This is a genomic window from Enterobacter quasimori (genome assembly GCF_018597345.1).
Taxonomy (GTDB): Bacteria; Pseudomonadota; Gammaproteobacteria; order Enterobacterales; family Enterobacteriaceae; genus Enterobacter; species Enterobacter mori.
Genome location: NZ_JAHEVU010000002.1, coordinates 551,091 through 577,147, shown reverse-complemented (window position 1 = coordinate 577,147; position 26,057 = coordinate 551,091). Strand labels below are relative to the sequence as shown.

General features: G+C 58.0%; 21 protein-coding genes, 2 tRNA genes and 1 pseudogene. 13 read left to right on the top strand and 11 right to left on the bottom strand.

All coding sequences use genetic code 11. The features are described 5' to 3' along the window. Positions 1–271 precede the first annotated feature (271 nt). Together KK102_RS11010 and fumA are read left to right on the top strand one after the other, a co-directional pair. Entirely contained in the window at positions 272–1,780 is a 1,509-nt protein-coding gene (locus KK102_RS11010; RefSeq protein WP_108417534.1) for an anion permease, read from the top strand. Positions 1,781–1,835: 55 nt separating this feature from the next. Next, complete coding sequence (gene fumA / locus KK102_RS11005) at positions 1,836–3,485, top strand: class I fumarate hydratase FumA (protein ID WP_216357589.1); 1,650 nt, start codon at positions 1,836–1,838, stop codon at positions 3,483–3,485. Here fumA and KK102_RS11000 read toward each other — a convergent pair. Next, a complete protein-coding gene (locus tag KK102_RS11000; RefSeq protein WP_010432293.1) occupies positions 3,474–4,355 on the bottom strand; it encodes a LysR family transcriptional regulator in 882 nt (293 codons plus the stop codon). The genes fumA and KK102_RS11000 overlap by 12 nt on opposite strands. Before the next feature lie 116 nt (positions 4,356–4,471). Between KK102_RS11000 and KK102_RS10995 the strand changes: the two genes are divergently transcribed. The 3 genes from KK102_RS10995 (at position 4,472) to KK102_RS10985 (ending at position 8,200) form a co-directional block, all read left to right on the top strand. Beyond that, positions 4,472–5,770, top strand: coding sequence for a serine hydrolase domain-containing protein (locus KK102_RS10995; protein WP_216357588.1), 1,299 nt, complete (start codon positions 4,472–4,474; stop codon positions 5,768–5,770). Positions 5,771–6,097: 327 nt separating this feature from the next. Next, a complete protein-coding gene (gene tcuC / locus KK102_RS10990) occupies positions 6,098–7,393 on the top strand; it encodes an MFS transporter (RefSeq protein WP_120157903.1) in 1,296 nt (431 codons plus the stop codon). A 15-nt stretch (positions 7,394–7,408) separates the two neighbouring features. Beyond that, complete coding sequence (locus KK102_RS10985; RefSeq protein WP_216357587.1) at positions 7,409–8,200, top strand: substrate-binding domain-containing protein; 792 nt, start codon at positions 7,409–7,411, stop codon at positions 8,198–8,200. Here KK102_RS10985 and psrA read toward each other — a convergent pair. Next, positions 8,175–9,074, bottom strand: coding sequence for an L-proline-binding transcription factor PsrA (psrA, locus tag KK102_RS10980; protein ID WP_126545510.1), 900 nt, complete (start codon positions 9,072–9,074; stop codon positions 8,175–8,177). The genes KK102_RS10985 and psrA overlap by 26 nt on opposite strands. Before the next feature lie 314 nt (positions 9,075–9,388). On the opposite strand from psrA, the gene mtfA reads away from it, so the two are divergent. Then, positions 9,389–10,186 carry a DgsA anti-repressor MtfA gene (mtfA, locus tag KK102_RS10975; RefSeq protein WP_126545511.1) on the top strand — a complete coding sequence of 266 codons (798 nt, stop codon included), beginning with the start codon at positions 9,389–9,391 and terminating at the stop codon, positions 10,184–10,186. Here mtfA and KK102_RS10970 read toward each other — a convergent pair. Next, entirely contained in the window at positions 10,183–11,394 is a 1,212-nt protein-coding gene (locus KK102_RS10970; protein ID WP_216357586.1) for an MFS transporter, read from the bottom strand. The two genes, mtfA and KK102_RS10970, sit on opposite strands and share 4 nt — an antisense overlap. 138 nt (positions 11,395–11,532) lie before the next feature. Here KK102_RS10970 and KK102_RS10965 point away from each other — a divergent pair, with 138 nt between their 5' ends. From KK102_RS10965 to KK102_RS10940, 6 genes are all read left to right on the top strand, one after another. After that, positions 11,533–13,275 (top strand): IucA/IucC family protein, encoded by a 1,743-nt coding sequence (locus KK102_RS10965; protein ID WP_216357585.1) that lies wholly within the window; start codon positions 11,533–11,535, stop codon positions 13,273–13,275. Beyond that, on the top strand, positions 13,275–14,222 hold the full coding sequence (locus tag KK102_RS10960; RefSeq protein WP_216357584.1) for a GNAT family N-acetyltransferase: 948 nt from the start codon (positions 13,275–13,277) through the stop codon (positions 14,220–14,222). The genes KK102_RS10965 and KK102_RS10960 overlap by 1 nt, the downstream gene beginning before the upstream one ends. Beyond that, complete coding sequence (iucC, locus tag KK102_RS10955; protein ID WP_338070876.1) at positions 14,219–15,961, top strand: aerobactin synthase IucC; 1,743 nt, start codon at positions 14,219–14,221, stop codon at positions 15,959–15,961. The genes KK102_RS10960 and iucC overlap by 4 nt, the downstream gene beginning before the upstream one ends. Then, the gene (locus KK102_RS10950) at positions 15,958–17,283 is read left to right on the top strand and encodes a lysine N(6)-hydroxylase/L-ornithine N(5)-oxygenase family protein (RefSeq protein ID WP_216357583.1); all 1,326 of its coding nucleotides are present in this window, start codon (positions 15,958–15,960) and stop codon (positions 17,281–17,283) included. Before iucC ends, KK102_RS10950 begins: the two co-directional genes overlap by 4 nt. Positions 17,284–17,309: 26 nt before the next feature. Beyond that, complete coding sequence (locus KK102_RS10945; protein WP_216357582.1) at positions 17,310–19,499, top strand: TonB-dependent siderophore receptor; 2,190 nt, start codon at positions 17,310–17,312, stop codon at positions 19,497–19,499. A 164-nt stretch (positions 19,500–19,663) separates the two neighbouring features. Next, positions 19,664–19,739, top strand: a tRNA-Asn gene (locus KK102_RS10940). Between the two features lie 54 nt (positions 19,740–19,793). On the opposite strand, the gene KK102_RS10935 is transcribed toward KK102_RS10940, so the two are convergent. From KK102_RS10935 to nac, 7 genes and pseudogenes are all read right to left on the bottom strand, one after another. Continuing rightward, complete coding sequence (locus KK102_RS10935) at positions 19,794–20,126, bottom strand: type II toxin-antitoxin system PemK/MazF family toxin (RefSeq protein WP_216357581.1); 333 nt, start codon at positions 20,124–20,126, stop codon at positions 19,794–19,796. Then, positions 20,127–20,384, bottom strand: a complete 258-nt coding sequence (locus KK102_RS10930) for an AbrB/MazE/SpoVT family DNA-binding domain-containing protein (protein ID WP_216357580.1) — start codon at positions 20,382–20,384, stop codon at positions 20,127–20,129. A 193-nt stretch (positions 20,385–20,577) separates the two neighbouring features. Next, positions 20,578–21,537, bottom strand: coding sequence for a quinone oxidoreductase family protein (locus KK102_RS10925; protein ID WP_216357579.1), 960 nt, complete (start codon positions 21,535–21,537; stop codon positions 20,578–20,580). A 205-nt stretch (positions 21,538–21,742) separates the two neighbouring features. Beyond that, complete coding sequence (locus KK102_RS10920; RefSeq protein ID WP_182945657.1) at positions 21,743–22,045, bottom strand: helix-turn-helix domain-containing protein; 303 nt, start codon at positions 22,043–22,045, stop codon at positions 21,743–21,745. 38 nt (positions 22,046–22,083) lie between these two features. After that, positions 22,084–22,284, bottom strand: a pseudogene (locus KK102_RS10915) (type II toxin-antitoxin system RelE/ParE family toxin); the annotation flags it as partial. 380 nt (positions 22,285–22,664) lie between these two features. Next, entirely contained in the window at positions 22,665–23,615 is a 951-nt protein-coding gene (gene cbl, locus KK102_RS10910) for an HTH-type transcriptional regulator Cbl (RefSeq protein ID WP_010432106.1), read from the bottom strand. A 96-nt stretch (positions 23,616–23,711) separates the two neighbouring features. Further along, on the bottom strand, positions 23,712–24,629 hold the full coding sequence (gene nac / locus KK102_RS10905; RefSeq protein ID WP_010432103.1) for a nitrogen assimilation transcriptional regulator NAC: 918 nt from the start codon (positions 24,627–24,629) through the stop codon (positions 23,712–23,714). A gap of 319 nt (positions 24,630–24,948) precedes the next feature. Here nac and KK102_RS10900 point away from each other — a divergent pair. Then, positions 24,949–25,024 (top strand) — tRNA-Asn (locus KK102_RS10900). Between the two features lie 134 nt (positions 25,025–25,158). Here KK102_RS10900 and ldtA read toward each other — a convergent pair. Next, positions 25,159–26,055: a L,D-transpeptidase gene (ldtA, locus tag KK102_RS10895; RefSeq protein WP_216357577.1), complete on the bottom strand. Its 897-nt coding sequence runs from the start codon at positions 26,053–26,055 to the stop codon at positions 25,159–25,161. Positions 26,056–26,057: the final 2 nt, after the last annotated feature.

Below are 26,057 nucleotides of genomic sequence, written 5' to 3'. Positions count from 1 at the left end.
ATACCCACATACGCCAGAGTGGTTATTAATAAAAGCATAAAAATAACGCTGCAATTCTGTTTTTTTGATCGCGATCAATAGTTATGGCATCCAAAAGCGCAATATAAAAACATCATTATTTTTTAATTTAGCGCAAACCAAAAAGCGTTAAATCGCTATTACTGAAAATACAAAACAGCATCTTAAATAACTAAAGAAAGCAAAGAAACTTAAGAAAGCGATTTTGTTTTTTCAGAGCAACCGAATCTTTGACAACTTAAGACGTGAAACTATGAATACAAAAACTGCTGTAACGCCTCCTGTGGCGAATCAGGCATCAAATGGACAAGCAAAACGACTGCTGATGATGGCGCTGCCCATCGTTGTCGCCGTACTGCTGCTGTTTGTTCCCGTTCCTGAAGGGTTGCCGCCTTACGCATGGCACTACTTCGCTATCTTTGTCGGCGTGATCGTGGGCTTGATCTTCGAACCGCTGCCGGGTGCGGTGATCGGTCTGACCGGTGTGGTCGCCATTGCGCTGTGCAGCCAGTGGGTACTTTTCAGCCCGGAACAGCTGGCTGACCCGAAATTCAAGCTGGCAGGCGCCTCCTTTAAGTGGGCGGTGAGCGGGTTTGGTAACTCAACCGTCTGGCTGATCTTCGGTGCCTTCATGTTTGCCGCAGGCTATGACAAAACCCGCTTCGGCCGCCGTCTGGCGCTGATTCTGGTGAAATACCTCGGCCGTCGCAGCCTGACGCTCGGTTACGCGATTACGTTTGCTGACCTGCTGCTGGCACCGTTCACCCCTTCCAACACCGCGCGCAGCGGCGGGACAATCTACCCAATCATCGCTAACCTGCCGCCGCTGTACGGTTCAAAACCGAATGACCCAAGCGCGCGTAAGATTGGTTCGTACCTGATGTGGGTGGCGATCACCGCGGCCTGTATCACCAGTTCGATGTTCCTTTCTGCTCTGGCGCCTAACCTGCTGGCGCTGGCGCTGGTGAAAAGCACTGTCGGGATCAACATCTCCTGGGGCACCTGGTTCATCGCCTTCCTGCCGCTGGGCGTGCTGCTGATTCTGACCATGCCGCTGCTGGCTTACTGGTTCTATCCGCCTGAAGTAAAAGTGAACGACGAAGTACCGCTGTGGGCGACCCGTGAACTCGAAAAACTGGGCAAACTGTCCCGCAACGAAATCCTGCTGCTGGTGTTCGTATGCTGTGCGCTGCTGATGTGGATCTTTGCCGCCGCGTGGATTGAACCCGCTATGGCTGCCCTGCTCATCGTCGGCCTGATGCTGTGGACCGGCGTGCTGGAGTGGAACGATATCACCGGTAACAAAGCCGCGTGGAACACCTTCGTCTGGTTCGCCACGCTGGTGGCGCTGGCGGATGGCCTCTCCTCCACCGGTTTTATCAGCTGGCTGGGTAAAGAAGGCGGTCTGTTAATGAGCGGTATCTCGCCGGGTGTGGCTACCATCGTCCTGCTGCTGGCGTTCTACCTGCTGCACTACCTGTTTGCCAGCACCACCGCGCACACCACGGCGCTGCTGCCAGCGATGCTGACCATCGCCTCCACCATTCCGGGCATGAATATGGAAGTGTTCGTTCTGCTGATGGTGACCTCGCTGGGCGTGATGGGGATCATCACCCCGTACGGTACTGGCCCAAGCCCGATTTACTACGGTAGCGGCTACCTGCCAACCAAAGACTACTGGCGCCTCGGCACCATCTTCGGTGCCATCTTCCTGGCGGCCCTGCTGCTGATTGGTTATCCGTGGATGTCCATGATGTTCTGATTCCTGACCGCCGGACTTCTCCTCCGGCGGTTTTATTTTTGTGGAGCAATACGCTATGTCAAACAAACCGTTTATCTACCAAAACCCCTTCCCTCTCGCGCACGATGACACCGAATACTATCTGCTCACCAAAGAGCACGTTTCAGTTGCCGAGTTCGACGGTCAGGAAGTCCTGAAAGTGGAGCCTGAAGCCCTGACCCTGCTGGCGCAGCAGGCCTTCCACGATGCTGCGTTTATGCTGCGTCCTTCCCATCAGAAGCAGGTTGCCGCGATCCTGAACGACCCGGAGGCCAGCCAGAACGACAAATACGTTGCCCTGCAGTTCCTGCGTAACTCTGACATTGCCGCAAAAGGCGTACTGCCGACCTGTCAGGATACCGGCACCGCGATTATCATGGGTAAAAAAGGCCAGCGCGTCTGGACCGGCGGCGGTGACGAAGCGGCCCTGAGCCAGGGCGTCTATAACACCTACATTGAAGATAACCTGCGCTACTCGCAGAATGCGGCGCTGGATATGTATAAAGAGGTGAATACCGGCACCAACCTGCCCGCGCAGATTGACCTCTACAGCGTGGACGGCGTCGAGTATAAATTCCTGTGCATGGCGAAAGGCGGCGGTTCTGCCAACAAAACCTATCTCTACCAGGAAACCAAAGCGCTGATCACTCCGGCGAAGCTGAAAAACTACCTGGTTGAGAAGATGCGCACCCTGGGCACCGCAGCCTGCCCGCCGTACCACATTGCCTTTGTTATCGGCGGAACCTCAGCGGAAGCCACGCTCAAAACCGTTAAGCTGGCTTCCACCCGCTACTACGATGCGCTGCCAACCGAAGGTAACGAACACGGTCAGGCGTTCCGTGATGTTCAGCTCGAACAGGAACTGCTCCAGGAAGCGCAGGACCTTGGTCTGGGCGCGCAGTTTGGCGGTAAATACTTCGCCCACGACATCCGCGTGATCCGCCTGCCGCGCCACGGTGCCTCCTGCCCAATCGGCATGGGCGTCTCCTGCTCCGCTGACCGTAATATCAAAGCGAAAATCAACCGCGACGGGATCTGGATTGAGAAGCTGGAACACAATCCGGGCCAGTATATTCCTGAGTCCCTGCGTCAACAGGGTGAAGGCGACGTGGTGAGCATCAATCTCGACAAGCCGATGAATGAGATCCTGGCGCAGCTTTCCGCGCACCCGGTCTCCACCCGCCTGTCGCTGAACGGCACCATCATCGTGGCGCGCGATATCGCCCACGCGAAGCTGAAAGAGCTGCTCGACAACGGGGAAGAACTGCCGCAGTACGTTAAAGATCACCCGATTTACTACGCAGGCCCGGCCAAAACGCCAGAAGGCTACGCGTCTGGCTCACTCGGCCCGACCACTGCGGGACGTATGGACTCCTATGTGGACTTACTGCAATCCCACGGCGCGAGCATGATCATGCTGGCAAAAGGCAACCGCAGCCAGCAGGTGACGGACGCCTGCCATAAGCACGGCGGCTTCTACCTCGGCAGCATCGGCGGCCCGGCAGCGGTACTGGCGCAAAACAGCATCAAGAGCCTGGAGTGCGTGGCGTATCCGGAGCTGGGAATGGAAGCCATCTGGAAAATTGAAGTGGAGAACTTCCCGGCCTTTATCCTGGTGGATGACAAAGGCAACGATTTCTTCCAGCAGATCCAGAACAAGCAGTGCAAGGGGTGCTCACAGCGCTGAGTCTTTCCACAATGACGGCAGCAGCGACAGCGTTTCATTAATTAACCCACGCTTGTCGCTGCCCGGTTTCCAGATCGTCACCATCGTCTGACCGATCCCCTGGCTGCCCACTTCGGTGTGCAGCCTTTTTACGTTTTGCCATCGCGCCGCCTGAAGATGCGTCGGCAAAAATCCCCAGCCACACCCTTTCTCCAGCAGGCCGCGCAGCATCTCCAGCTCGTTGGTAAAAATCGTATGCCCGGAGATTTGCAGGCGACGCGCGACCGGTTCGTCAGACGCAGGGTGCATGACCACCTGCGGCACAAGGGAGAGGTCGAGGAGCGACACCGGCGACGCATTCTCCCTGAAAAGCACTTTCGAGGCGTAAAAATCCATATCAATGGCGCCGAGCGCCCGCCACTCCATCTCGTTACCGACGCTGCGATTGCGCGCCTGGCAGATGCCCAGATCGGCCGCACCGCGTGCCAGCATCGCTTCCGCGTCGTCGCGCGAGGCGCAGGTCAAACTCAAACGAACGTTGCGCGTCGCCATTTTCGCCAGCAGCGCCTGCAAAAAAGCCCTTGGCGTGAACGGATCGTAGACGAGGGAAATGTCCTGCATCGCGCTGTCCGGCACCGCTCTGGCAAACGCCTCGAAGGCCCTCACCTGCCGCATCAGCAGATGGGCCTGACGCTGAAGCTGCTCCCCTTCCGGCGTTAATTGCAGGTGGCGCCCCTCGCGCACGAACAGCGCATAGCCCAGACCGTCTTCCAGAAAATCGATCAGATCGCGCAAGGTGGTGCGATCTTTTCCGAGCTTGCTGGCCGCCTTCATCAGGCTGCCGTGCTCAGCCACGGCGGTGAACGCCTCCAGCTGGGCAAACGAATACATCAATGTCGCCACACCTGACTCCCGTTAATTTACGGGGGATTTTCCCCCATAACGCGTTTTTTATTATAGACCGCGTGTTCGTAAACTGAAGCCCTCCCTGACCAAACGAGATCAACATGAAAAACAAAACCTTAAAACTCACTCTGCTTGCCGGTCTGGTTTTCAGCAGCCTGTTCTCCCCCCCCGTCATGGCTGCCTGTCACGGCAGCGAGCTGACGGCCTGTCCTGCCCCGTATGATGCAAAACTGCCGGATGCGCATGCTATGCTGACCTGGAGCCAGACCGACCGCGTCGTGGGCTTTCGTAATGACTACCGCAACTATGCGGGAGACGTGTTCCGCCACGGCGACGCTACGCCGCTGCTGGCGGCAGACAAACCGCTCACCGATGCCCGTTACCGGGTTAACGGCAAGACCTGGAACCTTCAGGATTACCTGAAACGCCAGAACGTCAGCGGTATGCTGGTGCTGAAGAACGGAAAAGTGGCCTATAAATATCTGGGTGAAGGCAATACCGACTCCACGCTCTGGACCTCGCGTTCCGTGGGAAAATCGGTGGTCTCCGCGCTGGTGGGGGTGGCGCTCAAGGAGGGGAAAATCCATTCCCTGGACGATCTCATCACCCAATATGAACCGGATTTAAAAGGCACCGCCTGGGACGGCGTGACGCTGAAACAGCTCATCACCCATACCTCCGGCGTGGCGTGGAACGAAGACTACACCAACCCAAAATCAGACTTCGCGCAGCTTACCGAGTGTGAAGCGAAGCCGGGCACCTACGACTGCGTGCGAACGCTGGTGAAGGGGTTACACCGCGAGCATCCCGCGGGCGAAAACTGGTCCTACTCCTCGGGCGGCGCATGGCTGCTGGGGGACGTGCTTGAACGCGCCACCGGCATGACGCTCGCGGCGTATCTGGAGAAAAGCATCTGGCAGCCTTACGGTATGGCGAGCGACGGCGTATGGCATGCCTACCGTAAAGGGCAGCACGACGTCGGCGCCCACGGCTTTAACGCCACGCTGGAAGACTGGGGCCGCTTCGGTCAATTCATCCTTCATAACGGCACATTGCCGAACGGTAAGTCGATCCTGCCCGCAGGCTGGGTGAAGCAGTCCGCAGACTGGACGCAGGCAACGGGATCGGTGTCGAAGGCGCACCCGAAAGGGTTATACGGCTATCAGTGGTGGAATAACGAAGTGCCCGCCACGGCCACGGGGGTTAAGCCCGCGGTGCAGGATTCGCTGAAAGATTCACTCTGGGCGCTGGGGATCTTTGGCCAGATGATTATGGTGAATCAAAAGGAAAACCTGGTCATCGTCCAGTGGTCAACCTGGCCGCAGGCGGAACCGTCATTCAGCGCCCAGCCGCTGGAAGCATCGCTGATGTTTAGCGCGATTGCTCAGGCGCTGCGCTGAATAGTGCACTTCATTGATATTACTGCCGCTCGTAGAAAGCGGCTAAGTTGTTGATAACGGGTTAGCCATCCATCTCAGCCAGGCCTGCCTGGCTTCTTTTCTGCGCGATGTCACAAAACAGCGATATCAGCCACTTAGTGGAATATGGTGAACGAAAAATCAATGAATTGTTAAGTTATTGTTAGAACTGTAAATCCTGGTCAACGCCCCGTCATTGATGCACAGCACGCATCAGTTCATGCGCGATTTGCGCTTATTAAATTCCTTTTATTGAGCCAGTTTTCAGAAACAGACGATCATAACGTCACGATAAAACTGGAGACAATCATGATTTCCTCGACCCCACCTGCAACCGTTCGTGCAAGAGCGGGCGCGATACTTCGCGTCACCTCCGGCAACTTCCTTGAGCAATTCGACTTCTTCCTGTTCGGGTTCTATGCCACCTACATCGCGCACACCTTCTTCCCTGCGAGCAGTGAATTTGCCTCGCTGATGATGACCTTCGCCGTCTTTGGCGCAGGTTTCCTGATGCGCCCTGTCGGCGCCATCGTCCTCGGGGCTTATATCGACAAGGTTGGCCGCCGCAAAGGGCTGATCGTCACGCTGTCGATTATGGCGGCAGGAACCTTCCTGATCGTGCTGATCCCCTCCTATGAGAGCATCGGCCTGTGGGCGCCGCTGCTGGTGTTGATGGGGCGCTTGCTGCAGGGTTTTTCCGCCGGAGCGGAGCTTGGCGGGGTGTCGGTCTATCTGGCGGAAATCGCCACGCCGGGCCGCAAGGGCTTTTATACCAGCTGGCAGTCCGGCAGCCAGCAGGTGGCGATTATGGTGGCGGCGGCAATGGGCTTTGCCCTGAACGCGCTGATGGAAGAGAGCGCCATCCGCGAATGGGGCTGGCGCATTCCGTTCCTGTTTGGCTGCTTAATCGTGCCGTTTATCTTTTTCCTGCGCCGTAAGCTTGAAGAGACGGAAGAGTTTCGCGCGCGCCGCCACACGCTGGCGATGCGTCAGGTCTTTACTACCCTGCTGGCGAACTGGCCGGTTGTGGTTGCGGGCATGCTGATGGTGGCGATGACCACCACCGCGTTCTATCTGATCACCGTCTACGCGCCGACCTTCGGCAAAAAGGTGTTGATGCTGAGCGCCTCTGACAGCCTGCTGGTCACGCTGCTGGTGGCGATCTCTAACTTTATCTGGCTGCCGGTAGGCGGCGCGCTGTCGGACCGCTTCGGGCGCAAACCGGTACTGATTGCCATGACGCTTCTGGCGCTGGCGACCAGCTACCCGGCGCTAACGCTGCTGGCGCAGGCCCCAAGCTTCTCCATGATGCTGAGCGTGCTGCTGTGGCTCTCTTTCCTGTACGGCCTGTATAACGGCGCGATGATCCCGGCACTGACGGAGATCATGCCGGTTGAGGTGCGAGTGGCTGGTTTCTCACTGGCGTACAGCCTGGCTACCGCCGTCTTTGGCGGGTTTACGCCGGTCATTTCAACGGCCCTGATTGAGTACACTGGCGACAAAGCCTCCCCGGGATACTGGATGAGCTTCGCGGCAGTCTGTGCCATGCTGGCAACGCTCTATCTCTACCGTCGCAGCGCACTGCATCTGCAAACAGCCCGTTAATCCGGAGAGGATGATATGAGCACATTTATACGTTCAGGACTGACCGGGCTGGTATTGCTGGCAACCAGCGCAGCGGCGCTGGCCCAGGAGGTGACCGTCATGATCTCGGGCGGTTTTAAAGCCGCCCTTGAAAAGCTAGCGCCAGAGTATGAAGCCAAAAGCGGCGACCACATTGTGTTGATCCCGGGGCCATCGATGGGAAAGACGCCGCAGGCGATCCCCAACCGGCTGGCACGTGGTGAAAAAGCGGACGTGGTGATCATGGTTGGTGATGCGCTGGCGCATCTGGCGAAGGACAGGATGGTCAAAGACGGCTCACGCGTTGAGCTGGCGAACTCGCCCATCGGCGTGGTGGTCAAAGCCGGTTCGCCGGTGCCGGATATCGCCACGGAGGCCACCCTGCGCCAGACCCTACTGAAGGCGAACGCTATCGCCTACTCCGACAGCGCCAGCGGTCGGTATGTGCAAACTCAGCTGTTTAAAAAACTGGGGATTGAAGAGCAGGTTGCGGGAAAAGCGCACAAGGTTGAGCGGATACCGGTCGCGTCGGAAGTGGCAAAAGGGAAGTACAGCATCGGCTTCCAGCAGGTGAGCGAGCTGCTGCCTGTTCCGGGGGTTACCTTTGTCGGCAAGCTCCCGGATAATCTGCAATACATTACCCGTTTTGCCGGCGCAGTGACGGCCCATGCGGATCACCCCTCAGAGGCGAAAGCGCTGCTGGATTATCTCGCGTCAGCCAGCGCGCGGGAGACCATTACCGCTACCGGGATGATCCCCGTCGCTACGCCGCGCGATAGCGCGCGGTAATCAGCGTTTCCAGCTCGGCGGCAATCCATGACTGAATGCGCCCGCTGCGCCGAATCAGCCCGACAGTGCGTTTCACTTCAGGTTCGGTCAGCGGGATATGCGTCAGAATCGAATGTTCCGCGTGCGGCATTGACATGGCGGGGACGGCCGCAATGCCAATCCCCGCCTCCACCATCCCCAGCATCGTGGTGACGTGGCGCGTTTCACAGATCCCCGGACGCTCGGGCTTGATGTGGCCGAGCATCTGGTCGAGCAGGTTGCGGTTTCCGGAGGTGATATCCAGGCTGATGTAATCCTGCTGATAAAACGCCTGCCAGGTCAGATTCTTACGCCCCGCCAGCGGATGATCGCGACGGCACGCGGCGACGTAGACATCCTCCACCAGCGGAATGAACGTGATATCCGGCTGCAGGCTTCTCGCAAAACAGATCCCAAAATCCGCCTGCCCGCTGGCCACCGCCTCAATCACGTTGCCCGCGCTGCTGTCGATAAGCTTTATGCGCACCCGCGGATAGCGGCTATGGAACTGGCGGATGACCTCGGGCATAAAATGACAGGCAGCCGAAGGCACAGTGGCGACGGTAATAAGTCCGGTACGCTCCTCGCTCACCTTGTCGATATCGGCCAGCATCGACTCCACGTTTTCCAGAAGCACCCCACAGCGCTCGGCAAAGGTTTGCCCGAAGAGCGTCAGCATCACGCGCCGGGTGGTTCTGTCGAACAGTTTGGCCCCCACTGCCGCCTCCAGCTTTTCGATGCGGCGGCTTAAGGCAGACTGCGAAATGCAGATAGATTCTGCCGCAATACGGAAATTACCGTATTCTACCAGGGCTCTGAAGGCGTAAAGATCGTTAAGGTCGAAGTTGACGGGCATACTTTCTGGCAATCCTTAGCGCTTTCTGGAAACTCGGACATTCATAATAGCGACTTATGGATTGGCGGCAACCTTCTCTGGTTGTCACCGCAAGCGCGCGTCATATTTTATGTAAGGGATGTCCTCAATGGGATTTTTGTCACTGAAAAGAAACGGGATAAGTGCTTGAATAATGGCGGAGAGCGGAAGATTTACCCTCCCGGTAGCGTTTCCCCCAACTCCGTTTGTTGTTGCCTTCATGCCGGGTTCTTTGGCATGTTAACAGCACATCACCTTCCCATTTTTGTTCAAGTGACGAGTTTGCGAGCAAAGCGATGATTAAGTGGCCCTGGAAAACGAATGAGGCTGGCCGGGATATGGCGCTGCCGTGGGATGACGCGCTGGCGATCCCTGTTCTGGCTAATCTTAAGCCGGATGAACAATCGAAACTGGTTCAGATGGCGGATCGTTTTTTGCAGCAAAAACGCCTGGTTCCGCTGCAGGGGTTCGAGCTGGATCCGCTGAAAAATACCCGTATCGCCCTGCTTTTCTGTCTGCCGGTGCTGGAGCTCGGCATTGAGTGGCTGGATGGCTTCCACGAAGTGCTGATCTACCCGGCCCCCTTTATCGTCGATGACGAGTGGGAAGATGACATCGGGCTGGTGCACAACCAGCGCGTGGTGCAGTCCGGTCAGAGCTGGCAGCAAGGGCCGATCATCCTTAACTGGCTGGATATTCAGGACTCGTTTGATGCCTCAGGCTTCAACCTGATTATTCATGAAGTGGCGCACAAGCTGGATACCCGCAACGGCGATCGCGCCAGCGGTGTCCCTCTTATCCCGCTTCGTGAAGTTGCCGGATGGGAGCACGACCTGCATGCGGCGATGGAGAACATTCAGGATGAGATAGACCTGGTGGGGGAAAGCGCGGCCAGTATTGATGCCTATGCCGCAACCGATCCTGCCGAGTGTTTTGCGGTGCTGTCAGAGTATTTCTTTAGCGCACCAGAACTCTTTGCCCCACGGTTCCCGGCGCTGTGGCAGCGTTTTTGCCAGTTTTACCAACAGGATCCTCTGCACCGTCTGCGGCAAAGCGAAGAGCCCGGCGGTAATACTTCCCGCCAGGTCCATTAACATTTTTCGGCAGGGGGACGAGCGGTGCAGCGTACCCCTAAGCTGACCAGCAAAAACAGCAGCGCAATTCCCCATGCGGCGGCAATTAAAAACGACTCACCGTAAAAGCGGGTTACGACAGGCACCAGCATCGCACTCACTCCGTAACCTAACGTATGGCTGGTGGCGATAATCCCCGCCCCTTTCCCTGTCGTCAACCTGTCGTTCAGCAACAGTTGATACCCCGGCGTTGCCATCGCGGCACCCAGCGACGTCATTACAATTCCCACGTAGAAAAGCGCGAGATCCGCGACATACATCACTCCAAGCCCTGCCACCATCAGCACCGCGGCCAGGCAGAGCAGCGCCATCGGGCTGAAATGCTGCGGGCGAACCACCAGAAACTGGGCGGCGAGCGTGGCCAGTGCGGCCAGGCTCAGCAGCATCGCAACATGATGGCTGATTTGCACCGGGTCGCCCTGGAGCAACGGATGCAGATGCGGTGACAGGCCAAGCTGCATCAGGCTCACCAGCGCCGCCAGCAGCAGCGCCAGCCCCAGAAACGGCAGCATTGATACCTGTAGCCGGGTCGACTGGTGCGCCACCGGCGGCAGCGGCGGATCGGCGGCTTCACGCAGCACCAGCAGCAGCGCGATGAAGGGCGCTACTGCCATTAGCCAGAGCGGCGCCACCGGGTTAACGCTGAGCATCAGCGCCGCCAGCGGCGGCCCCAGCAGACGTCCGCAGCTGAGACCCGAGCTAATGGTCGCCAGCGCCGCCATTCTCTTCTCCAGCCCCGTGCGCTGAATGGCCCACGTCTGCGCGGCGGGCACCAGCCCGGAGACCGTCAGGCCGTACAGCGTGCGCGAGAGAACAAGCCCCGCCAGCCCCCACGCGGCATTCAACACGCCCTTGCTCATCGCCCAGACCACCAGCGCCATCACCAGGAAACTCGCCAGGTAGCCACCAAGGGAGGCGAGCATGACCACCTTACAGCCGTGCCGCTCGCTCTGCCGTCCCCACCAGGGAGAGGCGGGTAAAAAGAGCATTGAGCCAAACATCAATAGCCCCGCCCAGACGGAGAGCGAGAGTCCGGTCAGGCTGACCAGCTGCGGCAGCATGACCAGCAAACCATTTTGCCCGATACCTAATAAACCTGCGCACAGCGCCAGAGGCCAGTTCGCTTTCGGGGTGACGTTGTCCATCAGAGTTTCAGAGGTTGGGCGCATAGAATTGTGAAGATAGTGTCAATAAATATGTGGAAATTATGAAGTTTATGAAAACAAATATTGCAAAAATAGTTGCGACTGTAAACAGAATGAATATCATAACGAGAATTATTATCAGTCATGGAATGAGGTACTTTTATGCGTGCTCTGCCCCGCTCCGCCGGTACAGACGTTGCGGCCCAGTGTTTTTTGAACGCGCTGCTGCGCGAAACGAAGGACTGGCGCTATCACCCTGCTACCGCTGCGGATGAGTTATCGCAGATTCATATCCCGCTTTCCCAGACCCAGGCTATTCGGGTTCCCGTACGCTATTTTTCGCCTACCCAGCATCACCAGTATCGTTTTCCGGCAACGCTGATCCACGCAGACAGCGATAGCGGTGACGCTGTCACCTTTACGCAATTGGTTGATTTAATTCTTGAAAAATCCTCCGTAAAAGGCTCGCTGGATAGCGAAACGCTGACACGCTTTAAACAGCGCGTCCTTGAAAGCCACGCCCACACCTGGCAGGCGATCGATCTGCGCCACGGCTGGGCAACCCTGCGCGATAAGCCGCTGACGTTTGCCGACGCGGAACAGGCGCTGCTGGTCGGCCACGCGTTTCACCCTGCGCCAAAATCCCACGAGCCGTTCAGCGAAACCGAGGCGCGGCGCTATCTGCCTGATTTCGCCTCCCGCTTCCCGCTGCGCTGGTTTGCCGTTGAGAGCACGCTTATTGCCGGCGATAGCCTGAACGTCTCCCTGCGCGAACGTCTGCTGCGCTTCGCGGCACAGAGCGCTCCTGAGCTGCTCGGCCACTTCACCGACACCCGCTGGCTGCTGCCGATGCATCCGTGGCAGGCCGACTATCTGCTGGAGCAGGCGTGGTGCCAGCGTCTGGTGGAAAACGGTGCCTTGCAGGACCTGGGCGAAGCGGGCGCACAGTGGCTGCCCACCAGCTCGTCACGCTCGCTGTACAGCGAAACCAACAGCGACATGATTAAGTTCTCGCTCAGCGTGCGCCTGACCAACTCCGTGCGCACGCTGTCGGTGAAAGAAGTTAAGCGCGGGATGCGCCTGGCGCGACTGGCGAAAACGGAACGCTGGCAAGATTTGCAGGCACGCTACCCGACCATGCGCGTGATGCAGGAAGACGGCTGGGCCGGGCTGCGTGACGCAAACGGCATCGTTCAGGAAGAGAGCCTGATGGCCCTGCGCGTCAACCTGCTGTTCGATACGCCAGACACCCAGACCAACGTGCTGGTGAGCCTGACCCAGTCCGCGCCGGACGGCGGTGACAGCCTGCTGGCCGCGGCGGTGCGCCGTCTGAGCCAGCGTCTGGACTTACCGCTCGACCGGGCCGCACGCTGCTGGCTGGATGCCTATTGCGACCGCGTGTTACTTCCGCTTTTCAGCGCCGAGGCGGACTACGGCCTTGTCCTGCTGGCGCACCAGCAGAATATCCTCGTTGAAATGCAGCAGGATTTCCCAGTCGGGCTTATCTACCGCGACTGCCAGGGCAGCGCGTGGACCGAAGGGGCCGACGCGTGGCTGAAAGAGGCGGGCGAAACGGAGGTGGAAAACCGCTTCGGCGACAGCCAGCTGCTGCGCTACTTCCCTTACTACCTGCTGCTGAACTCTACCCTTGCCGTCACCGCCGCCCTTGCAGCCGCCGGTTTTGACAGCGAGGAGAGCCTGATGTCCCGGGTGCGCGACGCGCTGGCCGAACTGCGCAAGACTGCATTGCAGACCCGCTGCCTCGACTACGTGCTCGACAGCCCGACCTGGAACTGCAAAGGCAACTTCTTCTGCTACCTGCACGATCGCAATGAAAACACCATCGTCGATCCGGCGGTGATCTATTTCGACTTTAGCAACCCGTTTTACAAGGAGAAGGCGTGATGGCCATTGCGAATATCGTCCATTCCGGCTACGGCTTTCGCTGCACAGCCACGGAAAAAAACCTGCCGCTGACGCTGGGTCTTGATGGCAGCGCGGTGCTGGAGCGTCTGAATGGGATCCCGGACGGCTGGCTGGTCGAGGCGCTGGATCAGCTGTTTGTTGCCGCACCCACGCTGACCGGCATCACCCTGCCCTGGGCAACCTGGCAGGATGAACCGCAGGCGCAGGCACTGTTTCGTCTGGCAAGCGGGGATTATCTGGCGCGTGAAACCTTCTGGCAGCAGCCGCTGTGGCTGAAAGGCGAACAGCCGCAGTCCAGCGGCGGGATGCAGTTTGATGAGAGCCGTCAGCTGTACTTCCCGCTGCGTCCTCGCCGCCCGCAGGGCGAAGTGTACCGCCGTTACGATCCGCAAATTAAGCGCACCCTGAGTTTCCGCGTGGCCGACGTGGCGCTGGACGGCGAGCGCTTTACGCAATGGATGAACAACCCGCGCGTGAACGCCTTCTGGGAGATGGCGGGTCCGCAGGCCGAGCAGGAAAGCTACCTGCGTCGTCAGCTTGACTCGACCTACTGCTACCCGGTTATCGGCTGCTTCGACGACCAGCCGTTCGGCTATTTTGAACTCTACTGGGCGGCGGAAGACCGCATTGGCCGTCACTACCGCTGGCAGCCGTTTGACCGCGGGCTGCACATGCTGGTGGGTGAAGAAAACTGGCGCGGCGCGCAGTACATCCGCAGCTGGCTGCGCGGCCTGAGCCACTATCTGTATCTCGATGAACCGCGCACCGCGCGCATTGTCGCCGAGCCGCGCTTCGACAACCAGCGCCTGTTCCGCCATCTGGCATCCGCCGGTTTTGACACGATGAAAGAGTTCGACTTCCCACACAAGCGCTCGCGCCTCATCATGAGCGAGCGTCACCGCTTCTTCAGCGAGGTGGAACTGTGAACGCGCTCTGGCAGAAAGTGAACCGCGAGATGGTGGCGAAGATCCTCGCCGAGCTGGAATACGAACGCACCCTGCGCGCTGAGCCGGTTTCGTCGGACGGCTGGCGCATCACCATGGGCAGCGAGTCCTGGCAGTTTCGCGCCGCGCGCGGGATCTGGGGCTGGCTGCACATCGACCCGGACAGCCTGACCACCGCCAGCGGCGAAGCCGTCGAAGCGGAGAGCGCGCTGCTGCAGTTGGCGAAAGTGCTGGAGATGAGCGACGCGCAAACGGCAGAGCACATGGAAGATCTCTACGCCACGCTGCGCGGCGACATGCAGCTGCCGCAGGCGCGTGAAGCGATGGACGCGGACGCGCTGATCCACCTCGACCCGGACGAATTACAGTGTCTGATGAGCGGCCACCCGAAGTTTATTTTCAACAAAGGCCGCCGCGGCTGGGGGCTGGACGCGCTGCGTCAGTACGCGCCTGAGTATCGGGGACGTTTTCGTCTGCACTGGGTTGCCGTTCAGCGGGCGCATCTGGTCTGGAGCAGCGACGCCGATTGCGATATCAACGCTCTGCTGGCGAGCGCCATGGACAATACCGAGCGCGCCCGCTTTGACGCCCGCTGGCAGGCGCTGGGCCTCGACGAGACCTGGCTGCCGGTGCCGCTGCACCCGTGGCAGTGGCAGCAGAAGATCGCCATTCATTTCCTGGCGCAGCTCGCGCGCGGAGAGATGGTCGAGCTGGGCGAGTTTGGCGATGAGTATCTGGCGCAGCAGTCCCTGCGCACGCTCACCAATGCCAGCCGTCGCGCGCCGTATGACATCAAGCTGCCGCTGACCATCTACAACACCTCCTGCTATCGCGGCATTCCGGGCAAGTACATTGCCGCCGGGCCGCTGGCCTCGCGCTGGCTGCAGGAGCAGTTTGCCACCGACGCCACGCTTGCCCGCTCTGGCGCGCAGGTGCTGGGCGAACCCGCCGCCGGCTATCTGTCGCATCCGGGCTATGCCGCGTTGCCGAAAGCGCCCTACCGCTATCAGGAGATGCTGGGAGTGATCTGGCGCGAGAACCCGTCCTGTTATTTAGAAGACGGTGAACAGGCGGTGCTGATGGCGGCGCTGATGGAAACCGACAATGCCGGGCGCCCGCTGATCGACGCGTGGATTAAACGCTCGGGGCTAAGCGCCGACGCGTGGCTGGAGAAGCTGTTTGAAGCAACGGTGATCCCGTTCTATCACCTGCTCTGCCGCTACGGCGTGGCGCTGATCGCCCACGGCCAGAACGTGACGCTGGTGATGAAGGACTCTGTTCCGCAGCGCATCCTGCTGAAAGATTTCCAGGGCGACATGCGCCTGGTGGATGAAGACTTCCCGCAGACGCAGAGCCTGCCGGATCAGGTGAAGGCCGTCACGGCGCGCCTCAGCGCGGATTACATCATTCACGACCTGCAAACCGGCAACTTTGTGACGGTGCTGCGTTTTATCTCGCGCCTCACCCTGCAATGCGGCGTCAGCGAAACGCGCTTCTATCAGATTCTGGCCGAGGTATTGCGTGGCTATATGGCTGAACACACGGATCTGGCAGAACGCTTCGCCAAATTCGATCTCTTCAAGCCGCAGATTATTCGCGTCATCCTCAACCCGGTCAAACTGACCTTCTCCGAACACGACGGCGGCAGCCGCATGCTGCCGAACTACGTCACCGACCTTGATAACCCTCTTTTTCTGGCCTCCCGGGAGTCAGCGCAATGAAAACCTATGATTTCATCGGCATTGGTATTGGCCCGTTTAACCTCAGCATCGCCGCGCTGGCGGAAGGGCTGGACGGTTTTAGCTCGCTGTTCCTTGAGCGTAAACCGCACTTCTCCTGGCACCCGGGGATGATGGTGCCGGACTGCCACATGCAGACCAGCTTTCTGAAAGATCTGGTCAGCGCCGTGGAGCCCACCAACCGCCACAGCTTCCTGAACTACCTGGTGCAGCGTAAAAAGTTCTACCGCTTTCTGACCACCGAGCAGCGCACCGTCTCCCGCGAGGAGTTTGCGGACTACCTGTGCTGGGCGGCGGAAAACCTCACCAACCTGTCATTCAGCCAGCAGGTGCAGCAGGTCAGCTTTGATGAGACAAGCGGCCTGTTTGAGGTGGTGACCCAGCGGGACCGCTTCCTGGCGCGCCACGTCTGCGTGGGGATTGGCAAACAGATCAACCTGCCTGACTGCGTCACCGTGCAGGACGATAGCTGCTTCCACGCCAGCGAGATGATGCTGCGCACGCCGGATCTCGCGGGCAAGCGCGTCACCGTGATCGGCGGCGGCCAGAGCGGTGCCGACCTGTTCCTGAACATCTTCCGCGGTGAATGGGGCCAGCCGCGGAGCCTGAACTGGGTATCGCGCCGCAACAACTACAACGCGCTGGATGAAGCTGCCTTTGCCAACGAATACTTCACGCCAGAGTACGTGGAGAGCTTCTCCACGCTCGGTGAAGAGGCGCGTCGCCAGATGCTGCACGAGCAGAAGATGACCTCTGACGGTATTACCACGGAATCGCTGCTGGCGATTTACCGCGCCATGTACCACCGCTTTGAAGTGCTGCGTGAAAAACCCTGGGCTCACCTCCTGCCATCCCGCTCGGTGACGGCCCTCACGCGCCAGGAAAACGGACATCGCCTGAGCATTCAGCATAATCTTGATGGCGGTCAGGAACAGCTGGAGAGCGACGTGGTGATTTTCGCCACCGGCTACCGCGCCGTGCACCCTGCGTTCCTCGCGCCGCTGTCTCACCGCCTCCATCGGGATACGGATGAGGCCTTCTGCATCAACAACGATTTCACCCTCGAATGGGACGGCCCGCAGAGCAACCGCCTGTTTGCCGTAAACGCCGGGATGCACCGTCTCGGCATTGCCGAACCCCAGCTCAGCCTGATGGCCTGGCGCGCGGCGCGAATTCTGAATCGCGCGCACGATGACGAGCCGTTTGAACTGGCTACCACCCCTGGCGTTATCCACTGGCGAAGCACCGCCAGCCCGGAAAGTAGCCAGGTTTTTAAATCTTTAGCAAAAACGACCGAGTACTGACACACACATTCAGGATCAACATAACAATGAAACGTTCTCATCTTTGGGTTTTAAATCCTTGCTTGCTTGCAATGCTTTCTACCTCTGCGTGGGCAGAAGAACAAAAGGAAGAAGATATCGTGGTCTCTGCCAGCCGTGCTCACCGCAGCGTGGCTGAAATGGCGCAGACCACCTGGGTCATTGAACGGGCTGAAATTGAGCAGCAGGTTCAGGGCGGAAAAGAGATTAAAGAAGTGCTGGCCCAGCTGATCCCGGGCATGGACGTCAGCAGCCAGGGGCGCACCAACTACGGCATGAACCTGCGCGGTCGTTCGATGATGGTGATGGTGGACGGCGTGCGTCTGAACTCGTCACGCAGCGACAGCCGCCAGCTCGACTCTATCGATCCGTTCAATATCGATCGTATCGAAGTGATCTCCGGTGCCACCTCGCTCTACGGCGGCGGCAGCACCGGCGGCCTGGTGAACATCGTCACCAAAAAGGGCCAGCCGGATACCGAAGTGGAGTTCCAGACCGGGACAAAGAGCGGGTTTAACAGCCACAACGATCACGATGAGAACGTGTCGGCAGCCGTCAGCGGCGGCAACGATAAGGCCTCCGGTCGTCTGTCGGTGTCGTATCAGCGCTACGGCGGCTGGTATGACGGCAACGGCGACGAGGTGATTATCGATAACACCCAGACCGGCCTGCAGTATTCCGACCGTATTGACGTGATGGGCACGGGCACCATCAACATTGACGACCATCAGCAGCTGCAGCTCACCACGCAGTACTACAAGAGCGAGTCCGACGGGAAGCACGGTCTGTTCCTCGGCGAGAACTTCTCGGCGGTGACGGGCGATGCAAAAGCCTACAATAAAGACAACCTCAACTCCGATCGTATCCCCGGTACCGAGCGCCACCTGATTAACCTGCAGTACTCGAATACCGATTTCTGGGGCCAGGATCTGGTCGCGCAGATTTACTATCGCGATGAGAGCCTGACCTACTACCCGTTCCCGACGCTGAGCAAAGGTGCGGTGACCAGTATTGGCGCATCCCAGCAGAAAACCGACTTTTACGGCGGCAAGCTGACCCTGAACAGCAAGCCGATGGACGATTTGACCCTCACCTGGGGTGTCGATGCCGACCATGAAACCTTCGATGCCAACCAGCAGTTCTTCGATCTGAGTAAAGCGGCGGCAAGCGGCGGTATGGATCTGGAAAATGCCTACAACGTGGGCCGTTATCCGGGTTACAGCATTACCAACCTCGCCCCGTTCCTGCAGGCCAGCTATGACATTGATGCCATCACCCTGAGCGGCGGCGTGCGCTACCAGTACACCGAAAACAAGGTGGATGACTTTGTGGGTTACGCCCAGCAGCAGGCCATCGCGAACGGGAAAGCCACCTCCGCCGACGCGGTGCCGGGTGGGAAAACGGACTACAACAACTTCCTGTTTAACGCCGGGATACTCGGTCGCCTGACCGAACAGCAGCAGCTGTGGTTTAACTTCTCCCAGGGCTTCGAAATTCCGGACCTGGCGAAGTACTACGGATCTGGCACCTACCAGCTCGTCGACGGCCACTATCGCCTGCTGAACAGCGTGAACGTGAACGACTCGACTCTGGACGGGATCAAGGTTAACGCCTACGAGCTGGGCTGGCGTTTCACCGGCGACAACCTGCGCACGCAGGTCGCGGCGTACTACTCGCTTTCCGATAAAACCATCACCATCAACAAGAGTGACATGACCATCAACCTCGAAGACGATAAACGTCGTATTTACGGGGTTGAAGGCCAGGTTGACTATTTCTTCACCGACAGCGACTGGAGCACCGGCGCGAACTTTAACGCCATTAAGTCTGAGACGCGTGAAAACGGAAAATGGGAGAAGCTGACGGTCGACAGCGCCAGCCCGTCGAAGGCCAGCGCATGGGTTAACTGGGCACCGGGCGACTGGGCGCTGCGCGTGCAGAGCACGCAGACCTTTGACGTGTCTGACGCCGACGGTAAGAAGATCGATGGCTATAACACCATTGATTTCCTGGGCAGCTACGCCCTGCCGGTGGGCAAGGTCAGCTTCAGCGTGGAAAACCTGCTGGACAAAGACTACACCACCGCCTGGGGCCAGCGCGCGCCGGGGCTGTATAGCCCAACCTACGGCGCACCGGGCCTGTATACCTATAAAGGCCGCGGACGTACCTTTGGTCTGAACTACTCCGTACTGTTCTGATCCTGCGCGCCGCCTGCGGGCGGCGCATATTGCTGTGTAATTTCAACGCGAATTTGCTATAAAATCAGCGATTTGCTGAAATTGTCGGCAAACGAACGAAAAGTTTACGTTCCCCCTTTGACAAGGTGAACGCAGGTCGATAATATTCGCCCCGTTCACACGATTCCTCTGTAGTTCAGTCGGTAGAACGGCGGACTGTTAATCCGTATGTCACTGGTTCGAGTCCAGTCAGAGGAGCCAAATTTGAAAAGCCTGCTTTTGAAGCAGGCTTTTTGCTTTTCTGCGTCTCTGATGTTAATTCAGAATCGCATCCAGCCTGGCAAGCACCTCATTTACAACGGCGTCAGGTATGCGTTCCAGCCGCATGCCGTTTCGGGCAGCCATATCAAGGGTTCTGGGCTGGTCGCAGCGAATAATGCCTGTTGTTTTTGTCCCCGCCCCTTCCAGTGAAACGGTGAAACCTGCTGTACGAGCAAAGTTTCCGCCGCTGGTGACGGGAACCACTACCGGTAGCCGGGTCAGCTTGTTAAACGATGCCTTCGATACGATGAGTACCGGGCGTTTTCCACTTTGCTCATGGCCAGCAATCGGATTCAGTGAAACAAGCCAGATTTCCCCTCTGTCCATTTACAGGATCTCCTTGCCTACTGCAGGCGCATCAATCCATTCCCGCTCCTCTTCGCTCATTTCAGCGTGCGGATCGCACTGCGCCAGCAGCTCCTCAAGCGAATAATGAGGCCGTTTCTGGGGTTCAATAATCAGGCAGCCATTATTAATGGTTATGCCGACTTCGCTGTCCGTCGACAGCTCCAGCGTTTTCAGCACGGCGGGAGGAACCGCCAGCATGATGGATCCGCCAACCTTTTTCAGGCGAGTTGTATACATAGCGCACCTCCGAATATTATATTTTAATATAACATTCGTGGCGGATGGTGCGCAATTATTCATCAGATTCATGGTGATTTCGTTTTCGTAATGAAGAGTGCAGAAAGCCGTTATCCATCGAAGGACGGATAGACGAAATGCGAGGCGGCTTCCGGATCGGCGCTGTGTGGGGGCCAGGTTGAGGCCCCCTCTCTCACGGCGTCATAACGATGCGGCCAAGCGGTTTCGCTGTCTCAGCGTATTCATGGGCCGCGGCGGCGTTTGCCAGGGGGAAGATGCGGTCAATGACAACCCTGATGCGCCCTTCTGCCACAGCCTGCAGCATGTCGTCCACGCTTGTCCGAACGTCAGGCCTTTCAAAAAGGGGCCCCATGAATACCCCCATGAGCGTCTGGTTAGACTGCATTGGCGGCCACAGGTCGACAGTCAGGCTGTCACCGCCCGCATTGCCGACGAAGACGAGACGTCCTTCCGGCGCGAGTGCAGAGAGCGAGACAGGCAACGTCGTCCCCACCGGATCGATGACGAGGTCAACACCGGCACCATTAGTGTATTCTCGGACACTGTCAACGACGTTATCCTCTACACGATCCACGACATAATCGGCACCCCATTCACGCAACCGACTTCTTCTCTGCGTTCCGCTTGCCACGGCGATGACCGTCGCGCCTGCCTGTGAGGCAAGCTGAACGGCCGCGAGCCCGACGCCCCCCGCGGCTGCCTGAATCAGGACGGTTTCTCCGTGCCGGAGCATGCCTCGTGTGAAAAGGCAGTGGTGCGCGGTTCCAAAAGAGATCGGTACCACCGCCGCGTCTGCTGCATCCACCCCGTCTGGTATTAGCCAGGTTCGTTTTGCAGGCACAGCCCAACGTTCCGCATGCGATCCCTGCATGCTAAACGCAGCCACTCTGTCTCCGACCCTGCGGTTACGAACTTTCGCTCCGACGGCAACCACCGTGCCCGCGGCCGCGTAGCCGACGATCCACGAAGGAAGAGGCGGCGGCGTTGAGCGCCGATTGATCAGATCTCCCCCTTCAATCGAGATTGCCTCGACAGAAATCAGGACATCGTCAGGCCCTGCGACAGGATCCGGGACATCAATGTATTGCAGGACGTCGGGAGCGCCTTCCACGTCATAAACCGCTGCTTTCATCAATTTACCTCTGTCTTATCATGGTTCGTGGGCAGCCTGGCAATCACCTTAATCTCAAACTGGAATCCGTACAGTCACGTCAGCAAACGTGCAGCCCGCAGCCGTGAGAACAGCAGGGGCGAAATCTGTCCGGTGAACACAAAGACACTTTACAGGCGCCAGATCGGGCGGATAAACAAGCGACTTTGTCCATCATTCTTCTGCCCTACAGCACAAACTCATAGTGCGAGCCATCTGGCAGTTCAACATCAAGCCGCAGCTTTCCGCCCGCAGCCTCAACGTAACGCTTAAGTGAAGAGAGTTTCAAATCGCGCCCGGGCTTTTCCATTACCGCAACGGTAGGCTGCCTGATACCCAGAGCCTGTGCCATCTCTACTTGCGTTTTATGGACTTTCTCACGTAACTCAGCCAGATGAATGTTGAGCAAAATATCCGTTGCTATCGCCTGAGCGCTGGCGACAACCTCCGGCTTTTCATCCGCTATAAGCTGCTCAAGGGTTCTTCCCATCGTGCTATTCCCTCTCTTTTAATGTATTCAGCCAGTAACAATGGATCACCCTTACTCTGAATACGTAGCTCTTTCATGTTGCTGTGACGAGAGCCTTTAAGCGTATCGGCGTAGGGTCTTGATAAACCCGGCCCCTTCTCTCGCAAAACAAGCATTGCTGCAAGTACGCTGGCGCGATCTGTATCGTCAAGCGAAGTGAACCAGCGATCAAACCTGTCCGTCGTATTAATTGCCCACACAAGACCTCCCAGCAAATATAGATCAAAAGCTATATACATGAAAAGCTATAGCAATGATTATGCTGAGAGAGAAAAGAAGATTCTTGTGGGGTTAGGAGAATACAGAATGCGTGCCGGAGTAATTCTGTGTATGCCTTATCGGATATTCATTTTGTTACGAGCAGCATCGAAAAAAGTCAGGATCCGGTCAACTGCCTCCAGCGCCACGCTGCGAGGACAGGTGACGGCAGATGGAGTCGTCGCAGATACGGAATTATTTTGAGGCTCAGGTCGCCCCCGAGCAGGTTGCCGAATCATTCGAATCACAGCCAGTTTTTAAAAATATCCTTTCAACTGAGCGACGAGCCCGGCCAGCGCAGCGCTACCGGGCAAGCCAGCGGCTAAATCTGGTAATCAATCGCCACTTCTTCCGGCTCCATCACCTGACGTTTAATTTCGTCCACCGACAGCCCGGCATTGCACAGCTCGATAAAACGCCACACATAGTTGCGCTGCAGCTGCCCGCGCTTCAGGCCAAGCCAGACGGTATTGGCGTCAAACAGGTGACGCGTATCAAGACGCACGAGGTTCCCGTCTTCGCGTTCCCCGCTGGACTGTTCCGCCACCAGGCCAATGCCCAGACCCAGCTCGACGTAAGTTTTGATCACGTCGGAGTCCTGCGCGCTCAGCACCACGTCCGGCGTGAGCCCTTTGCGGTTGAAGGCTTCATCAATGCGCGAGCGTCCGGTAATGCCCTGGCGGTAAGTGATCAGCGGCCATTTCGCAATGTCTTCCAGCGTCAGGGGTGAGACCTGATTCAGCGGATGATCGACCGGGAGTAATAAGCTGTGGTACCAGCGGAACCAGGGGAACGCCACCAGCAGCGGGTCGTTGCTCAGACGCTCGCTGGCAATGCCGATATCTGCCCCGCCGTTTTGCAGCAGCACTTCAATTTCCTGCGGCGTGCCCTGAATAAGCTCCAGACGGACATCCGGGAAAAGTTCGCGGAAGGCTTTAATCACCGGCGGCAGGCTGTAGCGCGCCTGCGTGTGGGTAGTGGCGATGGTGAGCACGCCCGAAGCGTCATTGGTGAAGAGATCCGCCAGACGACGCACGTTGCTGGCCTCGTTGAGGATCCGCTCAGCGATGGTCAGCAATGCCTTGCCCGGCTCCGTCATCCCAAGCAGACGCTTGCCGCGACGGATAAAAATCTCTATCCCCAGTTCCTCTTCCAGCTCGCGAATATGGCGGCTGACGCCCGACTGGGATGTATAAAGCATGTTAGCGACTTCGGTTAGGTTGTAGTCCCGCCTGGCCGCCTCACGGATAATTTTAAGTTGCTGGAAATTCACGATTCACTCCGGCGCATCTGACATAGCTCTATTGTTAGAGTCAGCCGAGCTGCAGAACAAATAATAAAAACCAGCATCTTATTCTTTTATGGAATATCAGCTCACGAGCTGGAGTTCACGGTTCTCAAGCGACGGCTTGCTGACCAGCGACATCAAAATCTCTTTTACCGCCTGCGCCTGCGGCGACAGCGAACCGCGAGCGGACATGTTCAGCGACAGCGGCAGGCTCATGGAAGGCGTGGTGATCCGCGCCATCCAGCCGTTTGCCGCACTGCACAGCGAGCGGGCGGCGGACTCCGGCAGGACCGTTACTCCCATTCCGCTGGCAATGGCCGCGGTCAGCGTGGAGATTGAGTCAATTTCGCCAATAATTTTAGCCGTCAGGCGGCGCAGGGAGAACGCTTCGTCCACGCGCACGCGCACGGCGCTATAGTCGCGCGGCAGGAAGAGATTCATCTCGGCCACGGCGGTTAAATCAACGCTCTGACCCGGGCAGTCGCGGGTGCCGACCAGATAAAGATCTTCTTTCAGCAGCGGCTGGCTGGTGATCCCGGCGACGGGAGAGCGATCGTAAAGGACGGCCATATCCAGCTGGCCGTTGAGCAGTTTGTCATTCAGTACGGAACCGCTGTTTTCGTGCAGGTAGACCAGCACTTCAGGCAGCTCAGCGCGAACGGCCTGCAGCAATGGCATGGTGATAGACGATGCCGCGGTTCCTGGCGCTAAACCAATGGAAACGTGCCCGCTCAGGGTCTGGCCGACATTGTTTACCGCCAGCTGCGCCTGTTCACACTGACGTAGAATAGTGCGGGCATGGGTATACAAAATTTTACCTGCTTCTGTTGGCGTTACGCCGCGCTTGGTGCGGATCAGCAATTGCTGATCCATTTCGCCTTCCAGCGTAGCCACCTGCTGGCTCAGCGCAGGCTGCGCGATATGCAGCACTTCTGCCGCTTGAGTCAGGCTGCCGATATCGACGATTTTTACGAAGTATTTCAGTCGTCTTAAGTTCATTTTGCCCCCTGTTCAAAAAACTGTGCCGGAACCGGCTGTCGTTGTTGAACTGGTTTTGCAATATGAATGCCAGTTTTACGAAGAGGTCTGATTTGCTGTTAAGCGGCTGAAAATAAGGAAAGCTAATCATGGATGGGGGTTTAATGACTGAAACAGCGGTTTATGATCTGCCCCATTAGGGGTATGTTCGCACCATGACGGTGCATTACGTTGGCAAAAGCGCCACTTTGCTGATTTTGTCAGCAAACGATCAAAAGGTGTTGATCCATCCTTTGACAAGGCGAACGCAGGTCGATAATATGCGCCCCGTTCACACGATTCCTCTGTAGTTCAGTCGGTAGAACGGCGGACTGTTAATCCGTATGTCACTGGTTCGAGTCCAGTCAGAGGAGCCAAATTTGAAAAGCCTGCTTTTAAAGCAGGCTTTTTGCTTTTCTGCGTCGGGAAAAATTGTCGGGTGGCGGCTTCGTCTTACCCGACCTACGGGGCTGTAGGCCCGGTAAGCGCAGCGCCACCGGGCGAAACGAACTCAATCGCTGAGCTTCACCGGCATCCCCGACCGCCGTTCCAGCTCAGCGCCCGCCCCCTCGTTTACCAACTCTGTCCGCTGTGCGGCTGAAATGGGCAGAGGCACTTTCCGGGTTGACTCAAATTCCGCGCGGTTACGTGATAATGGCTCATGAACCTCAACCCAGCGGCTGCCGTCCGGCTCGGTGGTGGTTTTAACGGGCCTGTCGATAAGCTGCACGCGGGTACCTACGGGAACATTATCGAAAAGATATTTGATGTCGTTATTACGCAGACGAATACAGCCCTGGCTCACCCGCAGCCCGATGCCGAAATTCGAGTTTGTGCCGTGAATGGCATAGAGCCTGCCGATATAAATCGCATACAGCCCCATCGGGTTATCCGGCCCGGCCGGCACGAACGCCGGAAGCGTTTTCCCCTCTGCCGCATAGGCGCGGCGCGTATTCGGCGTCGGAGACCAGGTTGGCCCCTCCTGCTTACGCTCAACGGCCGTCACCCAGTTACGCGGGGTTTCACGCCCGGCCTGGCCGATACCGATGGGCAGCACTTCAACGGTGCTGCCGCCAGGCGGATAGTAGTAGAGGCGCATTTCCGCCGCATTCACGATGATCCCCTCGCGGACGGTGTCGGGCAAAATCAGCTGCTGAGGGATTACCAGACGGGTGCCGGATTTGGGCAGAAAAGGATCCACGCCCGGGTTTGCTTCCAGCAGGTTGCTCAGCCCCTGCCCGTACTGCGCGGCAAAGGCTTCCAGAGGCAGCGTGTTGCCTTCGGGAACGGTGATGATAATCGGGGTTCCCACCAGACGGCTGCCTTCCGGCGGAAGTGGATAGGTGACGGCAAACGCACCGGGAACGGCGGCGCACAGCGTAAGGACGAACCAGACAAGTCGAATCATAG